The 22,204-nt window shown below is 65.5% G+C and carries 20 protein-coding genes and 1 pseudogene; 15 read left to right on the forward strand and 6 right to left on the reverse strand.

Translation table 11 applies throughout. From position 1 onward, the window contains the following. Nucleotides 1-67 precede the first annotated feature (67 nt). The 9 genes from AC5P8F_RS13940 (at nucleotide 68) to AC5P8F_RS13980 (ending at nucleotide 9,299) form a co-directional block, all read left to right on the forward strand. The gene (locus AC5P8F_RS13940; RefSeq protein WP_108762000.1) at nucleotides 68-727 is read left to right on the forward strand and encodes a thermostable hemolysin; all 660 of its coding nucleotides are present in this window, start codon (nucleotides 68-70) and stop codon (nucleotides 725-727) included. Further along, nucleotides 724-2,214, forward strand: a complete 1,491-nt coding sequence (locus AC5P8F_RS13945) for an AMP-binding protein (RefSeq protein ID WP_495228399.1) — start codon at nucleotides 724-726, stop codon at nucleotides 2,212-2,214. The genes AC5P8F_RS13940 and AC5P8F_RS13945 overlap by 4 nt, the downstream gene beginning before the upstream one ends. After that, nucleotides 2,211-2,885, forward strand: coding sequence for an iron-containing redox enzyme family protein (locus AC5P8F_RS13950; protein WP_133050543.1), 675 nt, complete (start codon nucleotides 2,211-2,213; stop codon nucleotides 2,883-2,885). Before AC5P8F_RS13945 ends, AC5P8F_RS13950 begins: the two co-directional genes overlap by 4 nt. Further along, nucleotides 2,885-3,745: an SDR family oxidoreductase gene (locus tag AC5P8F_RS13955; protein WP_495228401.1), complete on the forward strand. Its 861-nt coding sequence runs from the start codon at nucleotides 2,885-2,887 to the stop codon at nucleotides 3,743-3,745. The genes AC5P8F_RS13950 and AC5P8F_RS13955 overlap by 1 nt, the downstream gene beginning before the upstream one ends. Then, entirely contained in the window at nucleotides 3,726-4,388 is a 663-nt protein-coding gene (locus tag AC5P8F_RS13960) for a tetratricopeptide repeat protein (RefSeq protein WP_309250475.1), read from the forward strand. The genes AC5P8F_RS13955 and AC5P8F_RS13960 overlap by 20 nt, the downstream gene beginning before the upstream one ends. 24 nt (nucleotides 4,389-4,412) lie before the next feature. Then, complete coding sequence (locus tag AC5P8F_RS13965; RefSeq protein WP_495228403.1) at nucleotides 4,413-5,087, forward strand: response regulator; 675 nt, start codon at nucleotides 4,413-4,415, stop codon at nucleotides 5,085-5,087. Between the two features lie 17 nt (nucleotides 5,088-5,104). Next, a complete protein-coding gene (locus tag AC5P8F_RS13970) occupies nucleotides 5,105-6,493 on the forward strand; it encodes an ATP-binding protein (RefSeq protein ID WP_445392271.1) in 1,389 nt (462 codons plus the stop codon). 224 nt (nucleotides 6,494-6,717) lie between these two features. Then, nucleotides 6,718-8,160, forward strand: a complete 1,443-nt coding sequence (locus AC5P8F_RS13975; RefSeq protein WP_241886830.1) for an EAL domain-containing protein — start codon at nucleotides 6,718-6,720, stop codon at nucleotides 8,158-8,160. 149 nt (nucleotides 8,161-8,309) lie between these two features. Continuing rightward, complete coding sequence (locus tag AC5P8F_RS13980; RefSeq protein ID WP_239507146.1) at nucleotides 8,310-9,299, forward strand: GGDEF domain-containing protein; 990 nt, start codon at nucleotides 8,310-8,312, stop codon at nucleotides 9,297-9,299. Between the two features lie 235 nt (nucleotides 9,300-9,534). Here the strand turns inward: AC5P8F_RS13980 and AC5P8F_RS13985 are convergent. Continuing rightward, nucleotides 9,535-9,699 (reverse strand): annotated as a pseudogene (locus tag AC5P8F_RS13985) (DUF3653 domain-containing protein); the annotation flags it as partial. Between the two features lie 305 nt (nucleotides 9,700-10,004). Here AC5P8F_RS13985 and AC5P8F_RS13990 point away from each other — a divergent pair. Further along, complete coding sequence (locus tag AC5P8F_RS13990) at nucleotides 10,005-11,123, forward strand: ATP-binding protein (RefSeq protein WP_445391638.1); 1,119 nt, start codon at nucleotides 10,005-10,007, stop codon at nucleotides 11,121-11,123. Nucleotides 11,124-11,145: 22 nt separating this feature from the next. On the opposite strand, the gene AC5P8F_RS13995 is transcribed toward AC5P8F_RS13990, so the two are convergent. Then, the gene (locus AC5P8F_RS13995; protein WP_495228405.1) at nucleotides 11,146-11,625 is read right to left on the reverse strand and encodes a GNAT family N-acetyltransferase; all 480 of its coding nucleotides are present in this window, start codon (nucleotides 11,623-11,625) and stop codon (nucleotides 11,146-11,148) included. Nucleotides 11,626-11,758: 133 nt separating this feature from the next. Between AC5P8F_RS13995 and AC5P8F_RS14000 the strand changes: the two genes are divergently transcribed. Both AC5P8F_RS14000 and AC5P8F_RS14005 read left to right on the forward strand, forming a co-directional pair. Continuing rightward, nucleotides 11,759-13,954, forward strand: a complete 2,196-nt coding sequence (locus AC5P8F_RS14000; protein ID WP_495228406.1) for an AsmA family protein — start codon at nucleotides 11,759-11,761, stop codon at nucleotides 13,952-13,954. 71 nt (nucleotides 13,955-14,025) lie between these two features. After that, the gene (locus tag AC5P8F_RS14005; RefSeq protein ID WP_049439841.1) at nucleotides 14,026-14,511 is read left to right on the forward strand and encodes a TspO/MBR family protein; all 486 of its coding nucleotides are present in this window, start codon (nucleotides 14,026-14,028) and stop codon (nucleotides 14,509-14,511) included. A 16-nt stretch (nucleotides 14,512-14,527) separates the two neighbouring features. On the opposite strand, the gene AC5P8F_RS14010 is transcribed toward AC5P8F_RS14005, so the two are convergent. Beyond that, nucleotides 14,528-14,821: a hypothetical protein gene (locus tag AC5P8F_RS14010; protein WP_014647137.1), complete on the reverse strand. Its 294-nt coding sequence runs from the start codon at nucleotides 14,819-14,821 to the stop codon at nucleotides 14,528-14,530. Between the two features lie 263 nt (nucleotides 14,822-15,084). On the opposite strand from AC5P8F_RS14010, the gene AC5P8F_RS14015 reads away from it, so the two are divergent. The 3 genes from AC5P8F_RS14015 to AC5P8F_RS14025 are packed head-to-tail and all read left to right on the forward strand — an operon-like array spanning nucleotide 15,085 to nucleotide 20,178. Further along, nucleotides 15,085-17,322: an ATP-binding protein gene (locus tag AC5P8F_RS14015; RefSeq protein ID WP_049439843.1), complete on the forward strand. Its 2,238-nt coding sequence runs from the start codon at nucleotides 15,085-15,087 to the stop codon at nucleotides 17,320-17,322. Beyond that, nucleotides 17,319-17,786, forward strand: a complete 468-nt coding sequence (locus tag AC5P8F_RS14020) for a response regulator (protein ID WP_014647135.1) — start codon at nucleotides 17,319-17,321, stop codon at nucleotides 17,784-17,786. Before AC5P8F_RS14015 ends, AC5P8F_RS14020 begins: the two co-directional genes overlap by 4 nt. Beyond that, on the forward strand, nucleotides 17,779-20,178 hold the full coding sequence (locus AC5P8F_RS14025) for a response regulator (protein WP_262087588.1): 2,400 nt from the start codon (nucleotides 17,779-17,781) through the stop codon (nucleotides 20,176-20,178). Before AC5P8F_RS14020 ends, AC5P8F_RS14025 begins: the two co-directional genes overlap by 8 nt. 2 nt (nucleotides 20,179-20,180) lie before the next feature. Here the strand turns inward: AC5P8F_RS14025 and AC5P8F_RS14030 are convergent, their stop codons facing one another. Genes AC5P8F_RS14030 through AC5P8F_RS14040 form a run of 3 tightly spaced genes read right to left on the reverse strand, consistent with a single transcriptional unit; the run spans nucleotide 20,181 to nucleotide 22,181 of the window. After that, the gene (locus tag AC5P8F_RS14030) at nucleotides 20,181-20,873 is read right to left on the reverse strand and encodes a Rossmann-fold NAD(P)-binding domain-containing protein (protein WP_032961090.1); all 693 of its coding nucleotides are present in this window, start codon (nucleotides 20,871-20,873) and stop codon (nucleotides 20,181-20,183) included. A 13-nt stretch (nucleotides 20,874-20,886) separates the two neighbouring features. Continuing rightward, a complete protein-coding gene (locus AC5P8F_RS14035) occupies nucleotides 20,887-21,561 on the reverse strand; it encodes a ChrR family anti-sigma-E factor (protein ID WP_495228408.1) in 675 nt (224 codons plus the stop codon). After that, nucleotides 21,558-22,181 carry a sigma-70 family RNA polymerase sigma factor gene (locus tag AC5P8F_RS14040; protein WP_014647131.1) on the reverse strand — a complete coding sequence of 208 codons (624 nt, stop codon included), beginning with the start codon at nucleotides 22,179-22,181 and terminating at the stop codon, nucleotides 21,558-21,560. The genes AC5P8F_RS14035 and AC5P8F_RS14040 overlap by 4 nt, the downstream gene beginning before the upstream one ends. Nucleotides 22,182-22,204 lie beyond the last annotated feature (23 nt).

Genomic DNA, 22,204 nt, shown 5'->3' on the forward strand with positions numbered 1-22,204 from the left:
AATGACTAACAATCGGCTAACAACGGCCTAATTCTGCCTTAATCGGTGCGCTTCAGGATGCTGTCCCATGGACATGATCCCAGCGCCGATTCCCATGGCCCCGCATCCGGGCAGATTCGCCGAAGCAACCCTCATCGGGCCTGATCATCCGCTGCGTGGTCAGGTGCAGTCCTTCATCGCCGAGACCTATCGTCAGCGCTTCGGCGCGGAGATCCGCGAGTTCATGCCACAGCTGCTGGCCTACCGCGATTCGCAGGGCGCACTGGTGGCGGCAGTCGGGCTTCGACACGCAGACAGTGGCCCGCTGTTTGTGGAGCACTATCTGGATGCGCCCGTCGAGGCCGTGCTGGCGCAGCATCTTTCCAGTGCGCCTCAACGAGCACAGATCGCCGAGGTGGGCCACTTTGCGGCCACGACGGCGGGCATCGCACGCGAGTTGATCGTGCAGCTGGCCTGGGTCCTGCGCGCCGCCGATGTGGATTGGGTGATGTTCGTGGCGACGCAACAGCTGCGCAACGCGTTCGTCCGTCTGCATCTGGCACCGCTCGAACTGGTGCCCGCGCGTGCCGAGCGCATGGGCGACAGCGCGGGCGACTGGGGCCGCTACTATGAATCGCAACCGCGCGTGATGTGCGGCGATATCCGCGAAGGCATCGCCTTTCTTAGCGGAAAGGCCTGCTCGATAGACCCAATGGATACGGTCAGTTCCGTGGGGGTGGCCGGATGAGTGTTGATGCACAGCACGTCCTGCGCCTGCTGCAGCAGCATAGCCAGCCAGTACTGACCGCTCAGGGGACGATGAGTGCGTCCGAGCTGCGGTCTCGCGTACTGGAACTGACACAGTGGCTGCAGCGGACAGGTATCACCTGCGTTGCCAGTCGCCTGGACAACGGCCCCGACTGGGTGGTGCTCGACCTGGCCCTTCGCATTGCCGAAGTGGTGCACGTACCGTTGCCCACCTTCTTCTCGGATGAACAAGTGCAGCACGCACTGCAGACCAGCGGTGCCCAGCTGCTGGTGCTGGCGGAGGGCGCGCCGCCGCCGTGCGGGATCACGGCCGCACCAATGGCGTTGCCGACACTGAGTGCGCACGGCTTAGGCCTGGACGCTCCTGCTGGCAGTACCCTGCCGCTTGGCACGGCCTGCGTGACCTACACCTCGGGCAGCACAGGGCGCCCGCGCGGCGTATGCCTTTCTGCCGGAACGTTGATGGCCACCGCCGCGTCATTGGCAGACGCCGCAGGTGACATCGCACCACGCCGGCATCTGTGCCTGATGCCGCTGTCGACGCTCCTGGAGAACGTCGCAGGATTGTATGCGGCGTTGTTGTCGGGCGCCGAGATCGCGCTGCCGTCCCTGCAGGAGATCGGTTACACCGGCGCAGCAGGGCTGGATATCCCCATGCTGCTGAGCTGCCTCAATCGTTACCGCCCCGAGAGCATCATCCTCGTGCCGCAGCTGCTTCTGGCCCTGGTCATGGCGGCAGAGCAGGGCACTGAACTGCCAGCATCACTGCGATACCTGGCCGTTGGGGGAGGCCGGGTTTCTCCCGGTCTTCTGTCGCGGGCACGGCACCTGGGGTTGCCGGTGTTCGAAGGCTACGGCCTGACCGAGTGTGGGTCGGTGGTGTGCCTGAATCGTCCTGGTGCCCAGCGCGATGGCACGGTGGGGCGGCCCCTTCCACACGTGAGGGTGCAGATCGTGGACGGAGAAATCGTGGTGTCCGGCGCGCGTGCACTGGGCTATCTGGGCGACGAGTCGCTGCCGGAGGGGCCGATCCACACCGGTGATCTGGGACACATCGATGCCGACGGCTTCGTGCATGTGACTGGGCGGCGCAAGAACGTCTTCATCACGGCGTTTGGCCGCAACGTGTCGCCCGAATGGGTGGAGAGCGAACTGCTTTCGCACCCGGCCATCGCGCAGGCCCTGGTCTGGGGGGAAGGGCAGGCCGACAACCTGGCATTGCTGGTTCCGCGCATCGCGCAGCAGGGCTCCGGCGCGCTCGACGCGGCGCTGTCCACCATCAACGCCGGCCTGCCCGACTACGCGCGCATCGCGCGCTACGTCACCGTCGCGCCATTCAGTGCGAACGCCGGCCTGTTGACCGCCAATGGTCGCATTCGTCGCGAGGCCATCCTCGCCCACTACCAGGCAGAGATCGACGCCGCCTACCGGCGCCCTGCGTTCAGCACCATCGGAGACCCTGCATGAGCTTCCACGATCACCTTCTTGCCCAGACCGCCAGCGAGCGCCAGTCGCTGCTGGAGATTCCCATCATCGGCGATGCACTGGCGGGCCGCATCGACCGCGACGACTATTTGGCGTTCCTGCAGCAGGCGTACCACCACGTGCGCCACACGGTACCGCTGCTGATGGCCTGTGGCTCGCGCCTGCCTGCGCGCCTGGAATGGCTGCGGACCGCGATCGGTGAGTACATCGAAGAAGAGATGGGCCACCAGGAATGGGTACTGGACGATATTGCAGCTGCCGGTGGTGATCGGTCCGCTGCTGCAACATCCGAACCCGCACTGGCCACCGAACTCATGGTCAGCTACGCCTACGACACCATCCAGCGCGGGAACCCTGTGGGCTTCTTTGGCATGGTACTGGTGCTGGAGGGCACCAGTGTGGCGCTGGCAACGCAGGCTGCAAACACCCTGCAGACGTCGTTGGATCTTCCGCGCAACGCCTTCAGCTATCTGCTTTCGCATGGCGATCTCGATATCGAGCATGTCGGCTTCTTCAAATCGCTGATGGACAGGCTGGATGATCCTGGCGACCAGCAGGCCGTTGTCCACGCGGCACGCCGCTTCTACGTGCTGTACGGCGATATCTTCCGCACCCTGCGCAGTGGCGGTGCGCGTATGGCGGAGGCGGCCTGATGGACCTGCGTGGACGTACGGTCGTTCTGACCGGAGCCAGCGGCGGAATCGGAAGGTTGCTCTGCGGCGGCCTGGTGGGCGAGGGCGCGCAGGTCGTGGCGGTGGGGCGGGGCCGCGATCGGCTGCAGGCGCTCACCGACACGTTGCCGGAAGGGGGTGTCATACCGGTCGTTGCCGATATCGGCACGGCGGCGGGCCGCGGCACGTTGCTGGCGAAAATCGATGCGCTATCCAGGCCGCCTTCGGTGCTGGTCGTAGGCCATGCAAGCGCCGCCTTCGGACTGTTCGGCGCGCAGACCGAACAGGCGTTGGAGCAGCTGATGCAGACCAACCTGGTTGGCTCCATGCTGCTGATCCGCGCCTTGTTGCCCTTGTTGGAGCGGCAGTCGCACGCCAGCGTGGCCGTTCTCGGCTCGACGTTCGGCAGCCTGGCCTTCCCGGGTTTTGCCGCTTACAGCGCCAGCAAGTTCGGATTGCGCGGCCTGGTCGAAGGACTGGGCCGCGAGTATGCCGGCAGCACAGTCAAGTTCCAGTACCTCTCACCACGCGCCACCCGCACCGATTTCAACAGCGGCGCCGTGGATGCCATGAACGCTGAACTGGGCGTTTCCCACGACTCGGCCGAGAAGGTCGCGACGGCCTTGTTGCAGGCACTGCGCTCTGGCAATCCGCGCTTGCAGATTGGCTGGCCAGAGCGGCTGTTCGCCCGGTTGAACGGCCTGCTGCCCGAGCTGGTGGACCGTAGCCTCCGCAAACAGTTACCCATCGTCAGGCGCCACGCCAGCAGTGGCACCACCGCAGCGAGTTCTTCCGCATGCCCTCCCAGCAAGGACACCTCCCATGAAGCGCACGCAGGGTAAGACCATGTTCTATCTCATTCTTATTGCCGCCGCCGTATTGGTCGGGGTCGCTGTGGCTGCCGAACCATCAGTGCCGGTGGCGCAGATCCGTGACCGCTGGGCCCAGATCAACTACCAGACGCCCAAGCCGCAGCGCGAGGCGGCGTTCATGGCCCTGTCCAAGCAGGCCGCGCAAGCCCGGCAAGCGGCCCCCAGGGATGCCGGTGCGCTGATCTGGGAGGGCATCGTGCTGTCCAGCCTTGCGGGCGAAAAAGGTGGCATGGGCGCACTCAGCCTGGTCAAGCAGGCCCGCGCCGATTTCGAGGCCGCGCTGAAACTGGATCCCCGGGCCTTGGATGGTGCGGCGTATACCAGTCTGGGCGCGCTCTACTACCAGGTTCCGGGGTGGCCGCTGGGCTTCGGGGATGACGATCAGGCGCGGCAGATGCTGAAGAAGGGGCTGGATATCGACCCCAATGGTATCGATGCCAACTATTTCTACGGCGACTTCCTGCGCGATCAGAAGGAGTGGGGCCCAGCACAGGCGGCGCTGCAGAAGGCACTGGCAGCACCAGCCCGGCCAGGAAGGGATGTGGCCGATGCCGGCCGCCGGCATGAGATCGAAGCCAAGCTGCACGATGTGATGGGCCATCTTGCAAAGTGAAGTCCGCGACTGGACACTGCCTTCATGCGCATCCTCATCGTCGAAGACGACCGCTCCCTGGGTGAAGGCATCCGGACCGCACTTCGACGGGGCGCCTTCGCCGTGGACTGGGTGGAAGACGGTACGGCCGCACTCCTGGCTGCGCAGGATGGGGATTTTGATCTGGTGGTGCTCGATCTGGGTCTGCCACGGGTAGACGGCATCGAAGTGATCCGCCGCCTTCGGGCGGCGGCAAACCCGGTGCCGATTCTGGTCCTCAGTGCCCGTGAACGCCCGGCCGACCGTACGCTCGGGCTGGACGTTGGAGCAGATGACTACCTCGGGAAGCCCTTCGATACCGCCGAGCTGCTGGCACGCGTCCGCGCGCTCGTCAGGCGCAGCAGCGGACGTTCGCATCCCACGCTGGACGCCGGTGACCTCCATCTTGATCCGGCGACGCTGGAGGCGCGATGGAAAGGACGGACGCTGGATCTGACCCGCCGCGAGTTCTCGCTGCTGAGATTGTTGATGGAGCAGAACGGGCGGCCAATGGCGCGAGAAACGATCCAGAAGCACCTCTACGGCTGGGATGAGGACGTCGCCAGCAACGCGGTGGACGTTCATGTGCATCAGCTGCGGCGCAAGGTCGACCCTGCGATCGTGCGTACCGTGCGAGGCATCGGGTATGCGCTGGGGCAGTCGCCGGAGCCGGATGCATGAGGTCGATGCGACGCACCCTGCTGCTGACCCTGCTGAGTACCCTGGCGGTTCTGATGGCCGTGGCTGGATTCTTCAGCTATCGCGCCGGCCTACAGGAAGCGGGGGAAATGTTCGATGCCCGGCTGGTGCAGTCCACGCGGGTACTGATGGGCCTGGTAGATGAGCCGCTAAGTGATCTGACTGCGTTTCCGGGCGACCCCATTGTGCTGCATGGTTGGCACGGGCACGCTGAAGGCGTGGGCGACGCGCTTGCGTTCAGCGATGGACATGCCTACGAGAGCAAGCTTGCCTTCCAGGTGTGGGACGCGAAGCAGCGCCTGTTGCTCCGCTCGGATAGTGCTCCCACCCGGCCACTGGCTTCATTGGTGGCCGGGTACGCCAGTCCCGTGATCGACGGCGAACAATGGCGCACCTTCACGCTGCAGACCCGTGGGGGCCGATGGTTCCAGTCTGGCGAGCGGTCGGACATCCGCGAAGAGTTGGCCGAAGATATTGCAGGAGGCACCTTGCTGCCGTTGTTGCTGGCGCTGCCACTGATGGCGCTGGTGATCTGGTGGAGCGTCAATTACGTGACCCGCTCGCTGCAGAGCGTCTCGGACCAGATCGGCAGGCGTGATCCCGAGCGCATGTCGCCACTGGACGCGGCTGACGTGCCGCGCGAGGCGCGAGGACTGGTGCAGGCAGTGAACGGTCTGCTTGGGCGATTGAACGAGGCACTGGCGCGTGAGCGGCGGTTTGTAGCCGATGCCGCACACGAGTTGCGCACACCGATCAGTGCGCTGAAAGTGCATGCAGACAATGCACGCATGGCGGCGGATGATGCAGGAAGGGTTCGCGCACAGGAGATGGTCAGCGACTCAGTGGCGCGGCTGGAGCGCCTTGCTTCGCAGCTGCTCACACTCAACCGCGCAGAAGCCGTATCCCGATTGACTTCGGTGCGCCTGAGCCTGGATGGCTTGGTCGGCATGGAGGTGGATGCGCTGCGTCCTATCCTTTCCGTAAATCGACAGTACATCGAACTGAAGCTGGACAGCGCGGAGATCAGGGGTGATGAGGCCGCGCTGAGCGCGCTGGTTCGCAACCTGCTGGAGAACGCCGTGCGTTACACCCCCGTCGGCGGTCGCATGAATGTCTGCGTGATGCAGGAGGAGGGCAGGGTGTTTCTCATCGTCGCCGACAGCGGTCCCGGCATCGCCAAGGAAGAGCGCGATCGCGTCTTTGACCGCTTCTACCGAACGCTGGGGAGCCGGGTGCAGGGCAGCGGGTTGGGGCTGTCCATTGTCAGGGAGGTGGCCGATGCCCACGGCGCGGGCGTGACGCTGGGCACCTCTCAGAAACTGGGCGGGCTTGAGGTGAAGGTGAGCTGGCCAGCAGGCTCGGCGTATCAAGGCGCCACTGACAGCTGATTGCCAGGTGACCGCGCCTGGCAGGGCCGTCAGGTGTACTGCACTGCTGCCCTACATGCTGCGGCATGCGCCAAATAACCGACATTTGGGTGTCCTGCGTTGCTTTGATATTCTCCGGCATGCCGCCTCGCTCCAGCACGTGACGCCCTCCAAAGGCTGAGCTGCCATTGCCAAGCACGGGCGGATTCAGGCTAGTGGATGGGCAGTCAGAGGAGCCTCTGGTGATGAGGGATGGCGCGGTACACGCTGGGCTTGGGGTCCTGAAATTCAAAGGCGCAGCTCGCCGCGACAAGGTGTCGGCCATACTGTCCCTCGCAGGAATCTCCTGCATCTGCCTGGGCCTGGCCTGGACATCCTGTTACCTGTACTTCGGTCGGGCCGAACTATCCATTGTGTTTGTTGGCTTGATAGCCGTCGGCATCCTCGCGCTGCTACGAAGCAAGCGCAGTGACGGCACATCAATTCTGATCGTCGCCCACGGAGTGCTGGCAGCTGTGTGTGCGATTGCGGCCATTGATGCGCCCATTGCAGGCGTGCCACGTTCGGTTCACCTGTTCCTTCTGCCCTTGGCCGCAGGTGCTGCTTTCACATTCGAAGCGCGCGAACGCTATGGCTCCCTGGTCTTTCCGTTGCTTTGCCTGGCAATGTTTGCAGCGTTTGCGCTGGGGGCACTCGATCGAATTGCACCTGGCATCTCACCGCCAGTAGAGGTTCGCCACTGGGGCGCACGCTTCAACACAGCGATCTCCATGGTGCTTCTGGCGGCGATCTTCGGCATCTACCGACTGGATATCGGCAAGCGCCTGCGCCTGGAGCGTGAGCTCGGACGCGCAGTGCGCAACGGCGAGATAGAGGTTCACTACCAGCCACAGGTGCATGTCGACGCCGACGTGATCGGCGTTGAAGCACTGGTTCGCTGGCGGCATCCGTCGGCGGGCCTGTTATCGCCAGACTCGTTCATACCGCTGGCCGAAGAAAGCGCATTGATCAACGAGATAGGGCTGGAGGTACTTCGACAGGCCTGCGAACTGCTCGATGGATGGTCCGGGCACGTCCATACGCGTGGCATGCGGGTGGCCGTAAACATCAGTCCGGTTCAACTCTTGGGTGAGGCATTCGTCCCCTCGGTAGCCAAGCTGGTCAATCAAAGCGGAATCAACCCAGCCTTGCTGGAACTGGAACTCACCGAATCCGCACTATCCACTGATACGGCAGAGATGATCGACCGAATGCTTGATCTTGAGGCACTGGGCGTGACCTGGGCACTGGATGATTTCGGCACGGGCTATTCGTCCCTGTCCACACTGCGGACCCTGCCCATTCGCAAGCTGAAGATCGACAGGCAGTTCGTGCAGGAGGTCGCCACCCAGGAGAGTGCTCAACGTCTGCTGGGCAAGATTGTTGAGATCTCCCAGGTGATGGACATGAGCGCGCTGGCGGAAGGGGTCGAGACGGCGGAGCAACGCGACCTGTTGATCTCGCTGGGCTGCGAATCTTTCCAGGGCTACTTCTTCGCGCCACCGATGCCGCTGCCCATGCTGTCCGCCTGGCTGGAGGAACGCCGCGGTTTGTCCGTATCGCACTGCACCGGCGAGATTGAGGGGTCGCTGAGGTCGGGCGCTGTCACCTCGGGCGGGAGCGATACAAGCCGCCGCAGCCTGCGTTGACCTGCCGTTGACAGCAAAGGGACAGACTGCGCAGGAGCAAAGGGCGCCTGGGGACATCATGGACACGGGTGAGGGAAGCGATGCCATTCTTCACTGATTCGGACGAGGTTGCGGTTGAGGGCCTGGGGGCTGCCCGCCGGATTGGGTGGATGCGCTTCGTGGGCGCCTCGCTTGCTGCGCTGCCCATTGCATCGGTGGGTCTGGAGCGCGGCATGGGCAGGTCGGCATGCGTGTTTCTTCTGGTCAATGCGCTGGTCTGGCCGGCCATTGCACAGCTGCTGACACGGCACGCCGCCCGGCCCGCTGTCGTGCAATTCCGTTGCATGGTTGTCGACTCGCTGCTGGGCGGGGCATGGATCGCCTTCATGGCTGTCAGCGCTGTGCCCAGCGCGCTCTTCGCTGCGCTGCTGGTGGCAGACAAGATCGCGGCCGGCGGTACACGGCTGGCGCTGAAGGCCACGGCTGCGCTTCTGCTCGGTTTCCTTGCTGCATGGCTTGCTATGGGCACGCCCTGGCAGCCGGCCACTTCTTCCCGAACATTCCTGCTCAGCCTTCCGTTCCTGTTTGTCTACGGGATCGGATTGAGTGCACTGAGTTGGCGTCTTGCGCGCCGGGTCAGGTCACAGAATCGGCAGTTGCAGCGACTCAGCCGAATGGATCCACTGGTGGAACTGGCCAATCGCGGCTATCTCATGCACCGCGCTCAGCAGATGATCGAAGCGGGGCGCGCTCTGGGCCGCAGGGATTGCCTGCTGATGCTGGACGTGGATGATTTCAAGCGCATCAACGATACCTTGGGCCATCGCACTGGCGATGAAGCACTGCGTCGTATCGCCGCGGTCCTGCGCAGCGTGTCACGCCCTGGCGACACACCGGGACGCCTGGGCGGAGATGAGTTCGCGCTTCTGCTCGCTGGGCAGACGCCGGCTGAGGCCATGCTGCTGGCAGAGAAGATCAGGAGCCTGCTCCACGCTGATACGGGCAGTGATGCCACAATGCTGGACCTGAGCGTGAGCATCGGCATTGCCGCCGCGCCCACGACGACCAGTGCTGAAGAGTGGCTCGCAAGAGCGGACCAGGCACTGTATGAAGCCAAGCGACACGGCAAAAACACGGCGAGCTGCGGCACGGATTGCTGAGCAAACCTGGCGCATCGTGGTCGACGTCAATCGCTGACATCATGATCGTTGTCGACATCTGACGGAAAGATCGCCTCGTTCGAACATTGGATGCCCCGGCGTCGGAACCGAGCGCGCCCACGCCGAACTGCCGTTCTCGGCGAATTCTGAGGGCTTCGGCTAGGTAGATGACACTAGATTTCGCCGCAGTTGACGCCTTCCGGGCAGCTGCGGCTCGGGGAGACGCCTCAGCCATCATCAGCCGCCATTCGCGCGCAATGTTGCAGGTCAGGGACCACCAGGCCATGTCGCATGGCTCAAGCTGATGGCCTTCGGGGGTGAACATGTGTCCACCTTGGAATCCGAAACCGGCCCAAGGGCCGGTTAGGTCAATGCGATCATGGGGATCCATCTTGCTCATGCTGCGATCTCATCCTTGTCGGGGGAGCCAACAGGGAGGCAAGAGCCAAGCCAGAGCCGCAGCCATTGCCAGATCGAGCCGACGAACCGGATCACGCCCGATACAGCTTTTCGCATAATGTATATTATGTTCTCGCCAGACTGGCCCGGGCGACCGCCGCCCGGGCCCAACCCGCGCTGCAGGCTCCCCCTTCAAATGGGCGCCCCAACACCGGCAGAACCGCGCCCCACAGGCCGAGCCTTTCTCACCCCGTATCCAAACGCCGTCGTGTAGGCTCGGCGCACCACTTCAGGACGGGTTTGGCGATGCGCCTGGCTGATTTTATCGAACAGAATGCGCGGGAAATCCTCGACGACGCGGTGGCATTCGCCGAAACGCAGGCACCCGATACCGTCGAGTTCAGCGCAAAGCAACTTCGGAATCATCTTCCCCAGATTCTTCAGGCGGTCATAGACGATCTCAGATCGCCGCAGACAGACTCCCAGCAGCTCGCAAAGTCCCACGGGCTTGCACCGTTGAAACCCGGTCCCGAGTCCGCCGCGTCCTATCATGGCCGAACCCGCGCCATCGCCGGCTTTGGCCTCAACCAGATGGTGGCTGAGTATCGAGCGCTTCGGGCTTCGGTACTTCGGCGATGGGCATCCGACCAGCGGCTGGTCACTTCATCGATCGATGACATCCTTCGTTTCAATGAGGCCATCGACCAGGCGGTGGCCGAATCCCTTGCTCAGTTCTCTGCCGAGGTCGAATCCTGGCGGCAGATCTTCCTCGCGGCGCTCGGGCATGATCTCCGAGGCCCCTTGGCAGCGATCATCTTCTCGGCAGACACCCTGGCCAGTGGGCTGCAGGACCCAGCTTTGGCCAAGCAGGCCGAGCGGATCATCAACGGCAGCATGCGCATGAAAAAGCTGCTGGACGACCTGCTGGCTTACAGCCGCAGCAAGCTGGGCGATGGGATGGCCATTCATCCGGTGGACTGCGATCTTGCCCAATCGCTTGGCGAGGAAGTCGAATTGCTTCGCGCTGCCCTGCCCCACGTCCCTATCACGTATGAGGTTGAAGGCGATGCCCGCGGTTGCTTCGATGCCTCTTCGTTGCGCGAGGCGGTTCACAACCTCACGACCAACGCCGCAAAGTACGGCGAACACGGCACCGATGTGCGGATCAGCCTTGAGGGCCTCGCCGACCAGATCCTGATCACGGTGAGCAACACGGGGGCCGAACTGTCGGACGAAGCGTTCAACAGCCTGTTCGATCCCTTGCGCCGAGGCTCGCACAACGCGTCACAGGGAGAACACGCGAGCCTTGGCCTCGGCCTGTTTCTGGTGCGGGAAATCTGCCACGCGCACCGCGGCACTGTCCATGGACGATGGCGTGATGGCCGCACCTCATTCGTCATCACACTCCCGAAGAATGCTGATTGATGCGGCCGACCTGGCGACGGCACTACAGGAACCTGTGCATCACGAAGACATCGACCAACCCGCGCCTGCCATGCCGGAAGGCCTCTGGCAGCGTTCCAACCACCGCAAACCCCAGCTTCCGGTACAGCGCCACCGCCGGGCCGTTGGTGCTGACCACGTAATTGAACTGCATGGCCAGGAACCCTTCCGCCCTCGCCCGCTCCAGGCTGTGTTCCACCAGGGCTCGGCCCACGCCCCGCCCCTGTGTCGCGGCGTCGACCACATACGTGGCGCTGGCCACATGCGCCCCAAGGTCAGGGAAATTCGGGCCCATCTTGTACGTGCCCACAACCCGGCCCTCCAGCACAGCTACATGAGGTGCCTGGGCCTGGAACCAATGCGCGCGAAACGTCTCGACGGCGAAAGAGCCAGCAAAGGGCAGCGCATCCTGCGTCGCAATGGCTTGCTCGAACATGCCCCACATCACGTCGAAATCGCCTGCACGGGCGGGCCGGATATCCATGCGACTCCTGCAGATCTGTGGTGGTGACCAGGCCGAACACTACCAGAATCCAACGCCTGCTCCGTAGCTGCTTCACGCGCCACCGCCATCGGCTCGGCAATAGTTGCAGATATTCCGGCCTTCAGAGCAGTAGATGTCCCCTGTTTCCGCGCACATCCCGCACCGGCTTCGACGGTGGCGTGTTCCTGCCTGCGTCCTGCTGGGCATCTACCTGCTGTACCTGCTGGCCGGCAACATCTTCCTCAACACACCGCTGTTTGACCAGGTCACCAACCGCAAGCCGCACAAGTTCGTGATGACCACTGGGCCGGCCATTACCGTGCTGCCAGGCCATGTCATCGCCTGGAACGTGCACATGCGCGGCCATGTGAACCACACGGTCTACGTGCTGCACGCCGACCGCGCCAGCGCTCGTCTGGCGGTGCTGCCCCTGTTCCAGCGCGAGGTGCGGGTGCCCCGGCTGCAGGCCACCGGGGTTTCGGCCGAGATCAGCCGCGTGGAAGAGGCCATCCCGCCACCGCCGCGCAGCGACCGGGGCTGGACCCTGCGCTTCGACGCCATCCACAGCGATAGTATCCGCAGCGCACGTTTCGGCAGGCTGCTGATCATCGGCCAGGGCCAGGGCACGGTGGGCTTCCTCAAGCAGCTGCGCGGCGGGCCGTCGGAACTGTTCGAATCCGAGGTTGCATTCAGCGATGCGGACACCAGTTTTGACGGCGTGCAGCTGTTGGGCGACATGGATCTCACCGCGCGCTTCAGCTATCCGCGCCATTATCGGGACCAGGCGCCCGGCCTGGCCAAGTTGAAGCTGCTGCATGCCCAGCTCGAGGTCGATGCCCGCAGCCAGGGCCTGCGCATGGACACCAATGCCACAACGCCGAAGATCTCCAGCGCACCAGTGCCCGGACGGCTGCAGGCCGCACTCCACCTGATCGATGGCCAACTGCAGCCCGGCGACCACGCGCTGTGGCAGGTGCCGCTCTACCTGGGCGACGGCGCCCCCGATCGCGGCATGCTGGCGCTGCAACTCAATGTGGCCAAGGACCTGCGCCTGCAGGCCCGCTTGCCGCAAAAGTCCGGTTCAGGCAGCGAGGTGGATGCCGATCTGCATATCAGTGGCCGGGACATTCCCTTCCAACAGCCCGCACAGCTGCTGGAACGCAGTTCTGGCACAGTGCGCGGCGAATGGACGTTCACCTCGCTCAACTGGATCCCTGCCCTGTTCGTGCGCAAGCCGTGGCTGCAGCTGGATGGCGGCGGCACGCTGAAGGCGGACCTGCGCCTTCGCAACGGCGAGCTGACCGAAGGCAGCACCGTGGACATTCCTGCAGCCGAAGCCGTGGCCGAGGTGGCGGGTGTGCGCTTGGCGGGCACGGCCAGTGCCCACGGCGAACTGAAGGCCGGCACGCCCAGCCAGGCGCGGCTGGCCGTCCGGTTGCCCCGCTTCACCGCGCGGCCAGGCGATGCCAAGGACGTACGCCTGTTCGACGGCCGGGATCTGGCCCTGGACCTGACCGGCGATGGCCGCCTGCAGGAACTGCGCAAAGGCGTCCGCGCGCAGCTGCGCTTCAGTGAAGCCACCATCCCTGATCTGACCGCCTACAACCGCTACCTGGGTTCGCCCCAGGTGCGACTGCTCCGTGGCACCGGCACCGTGAGTGGTGATGCGACCCTCGATACCGACGGGCGCGTCGGCCATGGCACGGCCCGGCTGTTGGGGCGCAACGCCAGTGCAAAGGTGGCAGGGCTGGACATGGGCGGCGATATCGACGTGAACGCAACACTGCGCCGGGGAGACTTCAACCAGCGTCATTTCGATCTGTCCGGCACCACGGTCGAGCTACGCAACGTGCAGGTGGCGGGCACGCAGGGCTCGACGGCATGGAAAGGCCGCGTGGACTTCAGGCGTGGGCGCATCGATGCGCAGTCGCCGTTCCAGGTGGATGCCACCACGGACCTCGATCTCAGCGATGCGCGACCGTTGCTGGCGCTGTTCGCAGAGCGCACCGACTACCCGCGCTGGACCTTGTCCCTGCTGGATTCCGGACAGGTACAGGCGCAGGCGACGCTGCGCTGGCGCCCTGGCCATCTGGTCATCGATGGCCTGCAGGCCGAGAACGACCGCCTGTCGGTACGCGCGCGGCTGGATCTGCTGGAACAGCGCAAGCGCGGTGATCTCTATCTACGGTGGGGGCTGCTGGGTGCGGGCATCGAGCTGGACGGCGACCAGCGCCAATGGCATCTGGCCAAGGCACGCGAGTGGTTTGACCAGCAGCCTTCGCTGCTGCCAGCGGGCCAGGGCACGGGTGCTGCAGGCTCGTTGCCCTGAAGGCAACCGTCTGCATCCATTGCCGGCCCCGGTGCGTATACACCGACGCCCCAATTGACGAGTTGCACGCAATGAACAAGCGCACACAGGCCTATGGCCTTCTGGGATGGGTGGCGATCACCTTCGCTGCCGCCGCACTGGGCGCGTGGGCCTCGACGTCCGCCGCCAGCTTCTATGCCACCCTCGTCCTGCCTGCATGGGCGCCGCCTGCCGGTGTGTTTGGCCCGGCATGGACCCTGCTGTACGCCATGATGGCGATTGCGGCGTGGCTGGTCTGGCGGGAGCGCGGCTGGCGCGGCGCGCGGCCTGCGCTGTGGCTCTATCTGGTGCAGCTCGCCATCAATGCACTGTGGAGCTGGCTGTTCTTCGGCTGGAAGCTGGGCGCCCTCGCCTTCGCCGACATCCTGGTGCTGGTGGCGCTGGTGTGCGCGACGATGCTCGCGTTCGTGCGCGTCCGCACGATGGCAGCCGTACTGCTGCTGCCCTATCTGGCCTGGATTTGCTTCGCCTCGGCGCTCAACTTCGCAGTCTGGCGTGCCAACCCCGGGCTGCTGTGATAGCGCGCCGCATCGCTTACGCCTGGGCCACGACCTGTGGGCGCCAGTTCCTCAACAGTGCCGGCTTGAACGCCTGCTGCCCGCAGCCGGTGGGACAACGCACCACACGTGCCGACGAATGGCTGACCAGGCCTTGTCCTTCTTCGGCCTTGAACACCGTCTCGCAGGACAGGCAACGGGCCACCAGCGAATACAGGTGCAGCAACCGGCCACTGGCGGGGTCCTGCAGTGCATCCACATCCAGCAGTTCGAACTGGCAACTGTCAGCCAGCATGCGGTACGGCGTAGAAGGCAGGGTCTGCAGGTTCACGGGCGTGGTATCCGACGGAAGTCGAGCCACCCTAGGGCAGCCGCTGTCGAGCCGGCGTGCAGCGCAGATGCACTGGCCGCGAAGCCGGCAGAGACGCCTGCCGCATGCGCATCGCTGCTTGTATGAAGAATTCAGTTTCAGATGGAGGACACGCCACATGCACAGGGAGGTAGGCGGATACGCTCTTTTGCTTCACCATCCATGGTTACCGGATACACCGCTGGGTCGTTCCTGCCCTTCACGAATCATGAGTCCCGCCCTTGATGCCTTCTGCTGAGCCCACGCACGACGCTGCCCTGTCGCGTTGCGCGCGCGAACCGATCCATACCCCCGGCGCGATCCAGCCGTACGGTGTGCTTCTGGTGGTGGAACCGCACTCGCTGCAGGTGCGTGAGCGCGCCATCAGCCACCCCGCCCTGCTGCAGCAGTTCGGCGAGCCATTGATGCAACACGTCGCCGAGGTGCTGGGTGGCGTGCTGGCGCCGTTCCAGGCGGTGTTGCAGCAGGCCACGGTCGGCAGCAGCGCACACGTGGGCGCGGTGCATCTGGATGGCCATGGCCGCCACCAGCTGCTCGTGCACCGGTCTGCAACCGACCTTCTGGTTGAACTGGAGGCGCCGGTTCCGGGCCAGCCCGGTTCGCTGGAAGAGCTGTACCCGGCGATCCGCGAGCTGATGTCCGGCATCGAGACCGCCACGACGGTGGAAGACCTGTGCAGGCTGGCCGCCGCGCATGTGCGACGCCTCACCGGCTTCGACCGCACCCTGGTCTACCAGTTCGATGCAGGCTGGAATGGCACGGTGGTGGCCGAGGACGGCAACGGCCTGCTGCCCTCCTATCTGGACCTGCGCTTCCCCGAATCGGACATCCCCGCCCAGGCGCGTGAGCTGTACCGCCGCAACCGGGTGCGCCTGATTGCGGACAGCGATTACACCCCTGCGCCGCTGTTGCGCGCGGAAGCGCATCGCGACGCGCCGCCCACCGACCTGAGCCTGGCCGTGCTGCGCAGCGTCTCGCCGGTGCACCTGCAGTACATGCGCAACATGGGCACCGGGGCATCAATGTCGGTGTCGCTGGTGCACGAAGGGCGGCTGTGGGGCCTGGTGTCCTGCCACGCGGTGCGGCCGCGCCGCCTGCCGTACCACGTGCGTACGGCCTGTGAGTTCATGGGCCAGATCCTGTCGCTGCAGATCGCGCTGAAGGAGCGCGCGCGCGCGATCGAGGAACGCGTGGCCCGTCGCTCGGTGCTGGTCAAGCTGCTGGCACGCATGGCCGGGGACGAAGAGTTCATGGCGGCGCTGCGCCACGATGAGGCCAGCCTGCTGTCCCTAACCGGCGCGGCCGGCGCGGCCATCGTGCACAAGGGGGACTGCATGCGCGTGGGGCAGTGCCCGCCCCCCAGCGAGGTGCTGGCCCTGGCCGACTGGCTGGCCAACCAGCACGCCGGGCAGGAAATGTACTGCACCGATCATCTCGCCGCCGACTGGTCGCCTGCCGCGCACCTGACCGACGTGGCCAGTGGCCTGCTGGCGGTGTCGATCTCGCAGCTCCATCACAGCTACCTGATGTGGTTCCGGCCGGAGGTCGTGCGCACCGTGCGCTGGGGGGGCGACCCGCGCAAGACCGATGCGCCCGGCATGGCCCTGTCGCCGCGCAACTCGTTCGAGGCGTGGAAGGAGACCGTGCAGCAGCGCAGCCTGCCCTGGAGTGATGCCGACTGCGATGCCGCGCACGAAATGCGCACCGCCATTGTCGACATCGTGCTGCGCAAGGCCGAGGAAATGGCGGAGCTGAACGAACAGCTGGTGCGCAGCAACAAGGAACTGGAAGCGTTCTCCTATTCGGTCAGCCACGACCTGCGCGCTCCCTTCCGCCACATCGTCGGCTACTCGGAGCTGCTGGGCAGCTCTGCGGGCGAGCGCCTCAACGACACCGAACGTCGCTTCCTCGACACCATCGTGGAATCGGCGAAATCTGCCGGCACGTTGGTAGATGACCTGCTCAGCTTCTCGCAGATGGGCCGCTCGACGGTGGGCCGGGTGCGACTGGACATGGCTGCGCTGGCCGAGGACGTACGCAGGACGTTGGCCCTGGACTATGCCGGCCGCGAGGTGCAGTGGACGCTGGCGCCGCTGCCGGAAGTCGAGGCCGATCCGACCATGCTGCGCCTGGTCTGGCAGAACCTGCTGGGCAACGCGATCAAGTTCACCCGCGAGCGCGAGCAGGCGGTTATCGAGGTCGGCCACGAACGCAACGACGACGAAGACCATTTCTTCGTGCGCGACAACGGCTGCGGCTTCGACATGCGCTACGTGGACAAGCTGTTCGGCGTGTTCCAGCGCCTGCATCACGTCGAGGAATTCGAAGGCACCGGCATCGGCCTGGCCAATGTGCGCCGCATCATCGGCCGCCACGGCGGCCGCACCTGGGCCGAGGGCGAACCCGGCAAGGGCGCCACGATCCATTTCACCCTACCCCGTTCCACAGGAGATCACCCATGAGGGACCTGCGGCCGATCCTCCTGGTCGAGGACAGCCCCAAAGACGCCGAGCTGACGATGGCCGCGTTGTCACGCTGCCAGCTGCTGAACGACGTCATCCACGTGCGCGATGGCGCCGAGGCGCTGGACTACCTGCGCTGCGAAGGCAAGTTCGCCGGCGCCATGCACGGTGGCCCGGTCGTGGTGCTGCTGGACCTGAAGCTGCCCAAGGTCAATGGCCTGGAAGTGCTCGAACAGGTCCGTGGAGACGCGCAGCTGAGCAGCACCCCGATCGTGATGCTGACCTCCTCGCGCGAGGAGCAGGACCTGGTGCGGAGCTACGAACTGGGCGTCAATGCATTCGTGGTCAAGCCGGTCGATTTCAAGGAATTCTTCGATGCCATCCAGGGGCTGGGCATGTTCTGGGGCATCACCAACCAGCCACCGCCGCACCGGCCCAACGGTTCGGGGCAGCACCATGCGTGATGGATCGCGCCGCAGTGAGCGCCTGCGCATCCTCATGCTGGAGGACAGCGCGCTTGACGCGGAGCTGATCAGCGCACAGCTGCAGCGCGCAGGCCTCGACTTCGAGGCCGAGCGGCTGTGGACCCGCAATGCGTTCATCGAGGCGATCGACAATCGCCCCTTCGACATCATCCTGGCCGACCACGTACTGCCTGGATTCGATGGCGATGCCGCCCTTGCGCTGGCGCGCGAGCGCATCCCGCACACGCCTTTCATCTTCGTCTCCGGCACCCTGACCGAAGAGCTGGCCGTGCAGGCCTTGACCCGCGGCGCACGCGACTATGTGGTGAAGCAGCGCCTGCAGCGCTTGCCGGATGCCATCCGTCGCGCGCGGCAGGAAGCCCACGAGCGCAACCAGCTGGTGCAGGCGCAGGCTGCGCTCAATGAGAGCCAGGCGCAGCTGCAGCAGGTGACCGACGCCGTTCCGGCGCTGATCGCCCGGCTCGACAAGGACCACCGCTACCGCTTCGCGAACAAGGCGTTCCTGGATTGGCATGGCGTGAGCCAGGCCGAATTGCTGGGACGCCTTGCCCGCGATGTCAGCGGCATCAGCGCCTTCGAACGTGCCCTCCCCAGCCTGGAACGCGTGCTGCAGGGCGAGCGTACCAGCTTCCAGGTCGAGCTCGTGCATCGCAGCGGCCAGTCACGATTCGTGCAGATGGACTGCGTGCCGGAGCATGCCGCCGATGGCAGCGTGGCCGGCTACATCTGCATGGGCAGCGACGTATCGGTGTTGAAGCAGGCCGAACTGGCCCTGCGTGAGGACAACCAGGCCCTGGAGCAGCAGGTGCAGGCGCGCACCGCCGAACTGCGGGCCAGCAAACGGCGGCTGCAGGCAATCTTTGAATCCAGCTTCCAGCATCAGGTGCTGCTGGATCTGTCCGGGCGCGTGGTCGATGCCAATGACGCTTCATTGGCCGCCGTGCTCGCGGACAAGAAGGACATTGTCGGCCAGCGCTTCGGCGAATCCCTGTGGTTCGCCAACACCGACGGCGTCGGCGCGGTGGTTGACCAGGCCGTCGCCGCGGCGGCGCAGGGTCGCAACTCGCTGCATTCCCTCGAGCTGGAACTGCCCACCGGCCGGCGCAGCTTCGACGTCTCGCTGCGCCCGCTGCTGGACGCCGACGGCGTGGCCACTGCCGTGGTATCGGAGGCGGTGGAAACTACTGCGCGGCGGCAGGCCGAGCATGCGCTTCGCCAGTCGCAGAAGATCGAGGCGGTCGGCCAGCTCACCGGCGGCATCGCGCATGATTTCAACAACATCCTGACGGTGATCTCGGGCAACATCGAGCACGCCATGCTGCTCAGCGAACGGGCCGGCGAAGCCGGCGCGATGGCCAGCCGTGCCCTGGACAATGCCCTGAAGGGGGTTGGCCGTGCCGCCAGCCTCACCCAGCGCCTGCTCGCCTTTGCCCGGCGCCAGCCGCTGCACAGCCAGGCAGCCAACCTCAACGAGTGCCTGCTGGACATGCAGGACATGCTGCGGCGGGCGCTGGGCGAACTGGTGCAACTGGACATCCGCACCGCCGAGGACATCTGGTGCGTGGAGATCGACATCAGCCAACTGGAAGCGTCGGTGCTGAACCTGGCGGTCAATGCGCGCGACGCGATGCCGCACGGCGGCCGCCTGGTGATCGAAGTCGACAACAGCCACCTCGACCACGACTACGCCGCATTGTTCCCGGATGCTTCCCCCGGCGAGTATGTGATGCTGCGGGTGCGCGACAACGGCCACGGCATGGACGCGGCCACCCTGGCGCGCGTGTTCGAGCCGTTCTTCACCACCAAGCAGGTCGGCCGCGGCACCGGGCTCGGCCTGTCGATGGTGCACGGCTTCGTGAAGCAGTCCGGTGGCCACGTGCTGATCGATTCGGTGGAAGGCGGCGGTACCAGCATCACCATGATGTTCCCGCGCTCGCCTCTGGCGCTGCCTTGCGAGGCTCGCGTCCCGCAGACGGGCCTGGCCGGCTACTCGCCACGCGAGGAAACCGTGCTGGTGGCCGAGGACAACGACGATGTCCGTGCGCATACAGTCGATGCGCTGCGCCTGCTGGGCTACCGCGTGCTGGAAGCGCACGACGGCCCCTCGGCGTTGCGGCTGCTGGAACGGCCGGACACCAAGGTCGACCTGCTGTTCTCGGACGTGGTGATGCCGGGCATGTCCGGCTGGGAGCTGGTGCGTGAGGTGCGTGAACGCTGGCCGGCAATCGCGGTCCTGTTCACGTCAGGCTATCCACGCGACCACGATGCGGTTGGCGCGCTGGGGCGTGCAGCCGCCCTGCTGCCAAAGCCATTTACCCGCAGTGACCTTGCGCTGGCAGTGCGCACCGCGCTGGAGGCTGCGCCGCGCTGAGGTCAGGCGGACGCATCGCGCATGCCTGCCGCGATCCGGTTGATATCCGCGCACTCGATCGTGGCCGGCGGGTTTTCTCTTCCGGCCAGGGCGATCATGGCCATGCCCAGCGCCAGGTTGCTGGTCATCAGCGAGGGCGCGAGCGCACCGGCCAGTTTCATCAACGGTGCGCCGCCCCAGTACAGGGGTTTCAACAGGGCATGCCGGGTACCTGTCCCCGGCACCGGCCGGACCCCGCCCGGACGCAGCATCACCGCGCGCAGCGGCAGCGCCTGCAACGCCCGCTCGGTCTCGCCCTTCACCCGCAGCGGCATCAGCCGGCTTTGCGGGTCCGCGCCTGCGCCGGAGACATACAGGAAGGACCCCTGCGGATTCACCGCAGCCCAGGCGCGGGCCACTGCCAGTGTGGTGTCCAGGGTCACGCGCCGGTACTCGGCCTCGGCAGTGCCAACCGGTGGCGCACCGGCACAATAGAAGCATGCGTCGTACCCGGCCAGTTCATCACGCTGCGCGTCGATGTGCAGGAAGTCCGGGACCACCCGTTCGCTGCCGGGTCCGCGCAGGCTGCCCGGGCGCCGCACCAGCGCGGTCAAGCCGGCAACCTGCGGCGAACGCTGGCAGGCCAGGGCAACGCCCTGCCCCACCAAGCCTGCAGCGCCGGTCAGGAGAATCCGCAATGTCCGTGCCTGAGCCATGGCCAGGGCCGCACTAGAGTTTCACGAACCGCTGGATCTTGCGCGCCAGCCACCCGCTGAACACCAGCGGTGCATCCAGCGCCGACACGCAGATGCACGGCACCCCCGGCGCGGTCACCGGCTGATGCTCCACGTCTTCATCCAGGTCCGCCACGTCGCCGGGTGCGAACAGCCCCAGCGCATCGTTGTAGGAACCGCGCAGGATCTGGGTCAGCTCGCTGCGGCCATGGCTGTGCATGGGCAGGCATTTGCCCGGGGCGATCCTCAGCATGATCAGCGAAGGCATCTGCTCGGCACGGATGCAGTGCACGCCGGGTGCCATCCAGCGCCAACGCAACCCACTGAGCGATGCCCCGAAGTAGGGGTGCAGCGAGGCAGGCAGATGGTCCGGGTCGGCCTCGGGCCGCTCCTTCGGCACGGGACGCGCGGCCTGGTCCATGGCAATCGGCATTTCCGCAGCCAGCTGCATAAGCATGGCCTCGCGCAGCTGTTCGCGGCGTGGATCAGGCGCGGGCGGCTGGGTCTGCTCGAGCAGCACCGAGCCGATCGCCTCGGCCTCGCGCAGGCGCTGGCGGCAGTGCGGGCACTGCTCCAGATGCGTACCAACGACCACGCTCAGTGGCGTGGGCAGCGCGCCTGCGGCATAGCTCATCAACGTCGATTCGTGCAGGTGGTGGCGCGGGTTCACAGCGCACCTCCCACTTTGGCCTGCAGCTGCAGGAACGCGCGCCGCAGATGAGACTTGACCGTGCCCAAGGGCATGCCGATCGCCTCGGCGATCTCGCTGTGGCTCTTGGCCTCGAAATAGGACATGCGCACCAAGCGCGCCTGCACGGCGGGCAGTTCGTTGATGCGCTGGCGCAGCCGGGCCTGGTCGGCAAACTGTTCGGCGCTGCTGCGTTCGATCACATCCAGGGTTGCTGCGTCCTCGACGGCTGCCTGCACCTGCATCCAGCTGCGCTCGCGGCGGATGCGGTCAATGTGCAGGTTACGGGCGATGCGATACAGCCACGTGCTCAGCGCACCCTGCGCGGGATCGAAGTCGGCCGCGCGCAGCCATAGCCGCAGCAGGCTCTCCTGCGCCAGTTCCTCGGCCACCGCGTCAGGCACGCCCAGGCCCCGCAGGTATACGCACAGCCGCGGCATGAAGTAATCATAGATCCGCATGAAACAGTCGCGGTCACGAAGCCGTGCCACGCCGTCCATGTCACCGGCCCAGTTCGTCGGCTCGCTGCTCGGCTGCTGGGAACTGGACACGATGCGTGCGGTATCGAAGTTGAGGGGGTTGCTGGCGGCGTCAGGGTACATCGGCGTTCGCGGCGGGCGGGTGA

This window comes from Stenotrophomonas sp. YJH_SMC_69, assembly GCF_059370495.1.

Coding starts and splice junctions, on each gene's coding strand:
- AC5P8F_RS13940 (WP_108762000.1), top strand. CDS start 68: ATGGACATGATCCCAGCGCCGATTCCCATGGCCCCGCATCCGGGCAGA.
- AC5P8F_RS13945 (WP_495228399.1), top strand. CDS start 724: ATGAGTGTTGATGCACAGCACGTCCTGCGCCTGCTGCAGCAGCATAGC.
- AC5P8F_RS13950 (WP_133050543.1), top strand. CDS start 2,211: ATGAGCTTCCACGATCACCTTCTTGCCCAGACCGCCAGCGAGCGCCAG.
- AC5P8F_RS13955 (WP_495228401.1), top strand. CDS start 2,885: ATGGACCTGCGTGGACGTACGGTCGTTCTGACCGGAGCCAGCGGCGGA.
- AC5P8F_RS13960 (WP_309250475.1), top strand. CDS start 3,726: ATGAAGCGCACGCAGGGTAAGACCATGTTCTATCTCATTCTTATTGCC.
- AC5P8F_RS13965 (WP_495228403.1), top strand. CDS start 4,413: ATGCGCATCCTCATCGTCGAAGACGACCGCTCCCTGGGTGAAGGCATC.
- AC5P8F_RS13975 (WP_241886830.1), top strand. CDS start 6,718: ATGAGGGATGGCGCGGTACACGCTGGGCTTGGGGTCCTGAAATTCAAA.
- AC5P8F_RS13980 (WP_239507146.1), top strand. CDS start 8,310: ATGCGCTTCGTGGGCGCCTCGCTTGCTGCGCTGCCCATTGCATCGGTG.
- AC5P8F_RS13990 (WP_445391638.1), top strand. CDS start 10,005: ATGCGCCTGGCTGATTTTATCGAACAGAATGCGCGGGAAATCCTCGAC.
- AC5P8F_RS13995 (WP_495228405.1), bottom strand. CDS start 11,625: ATGGATATCCGGCCCGCCCGTGCAGGCGATTTCGACGTGATGTGGGGC.
- AC5P8F_RS14000 (WP_495228406.1), top strand. CDS start 11,759: ATGTCCCCTGTTTCCGCGCACATCCCGCACCGGCTTCGACGGTGGCGT.
- AC5P8F_RS14005 (WP_049439841.1), top strand. CDS start 14,026: ATGAACAAGCGCACACAGGCCTATGGCCTTCTGGGATGGGTGGCGATC.
- AC5P8F_RS14015 (WP_049439843.1), top strand. CDS start 15,085: ATGCCTTCTGCTGAGCCCACGCACGACGCTGCCCTGTCGCGTTGCGCG.
- AC5P8F_RS14020 (WP_014647135.1), top strand. CDS start 17,319: ATGAGGGACCTGCGGCCGATCCTCCTGGTCGAGGACAGCCCCAAAGAC.
- AC5P8F_RS14025 (WP_262087588.1), top strand. CDS start 17,779: ATGCGTGATGGATCGCGCCGCAGTGAGCGCCTGCGCATCCTCATGCTG.
- AC5P8F_RS14030 (WP_032961090.1), bottom strand. CDS start 20,873: ATGGCTCAGGCACGGACATTGCGGATTCTCCTGACCGGCGCTGCAGGC.
- AC5P8F_RS14040 (WP_014647131.1), bottom strand. CDS start 22,181: ATGTACCCTGACGCCGCCAGCAACCCCCTCAACTTCGATACCGCACGC.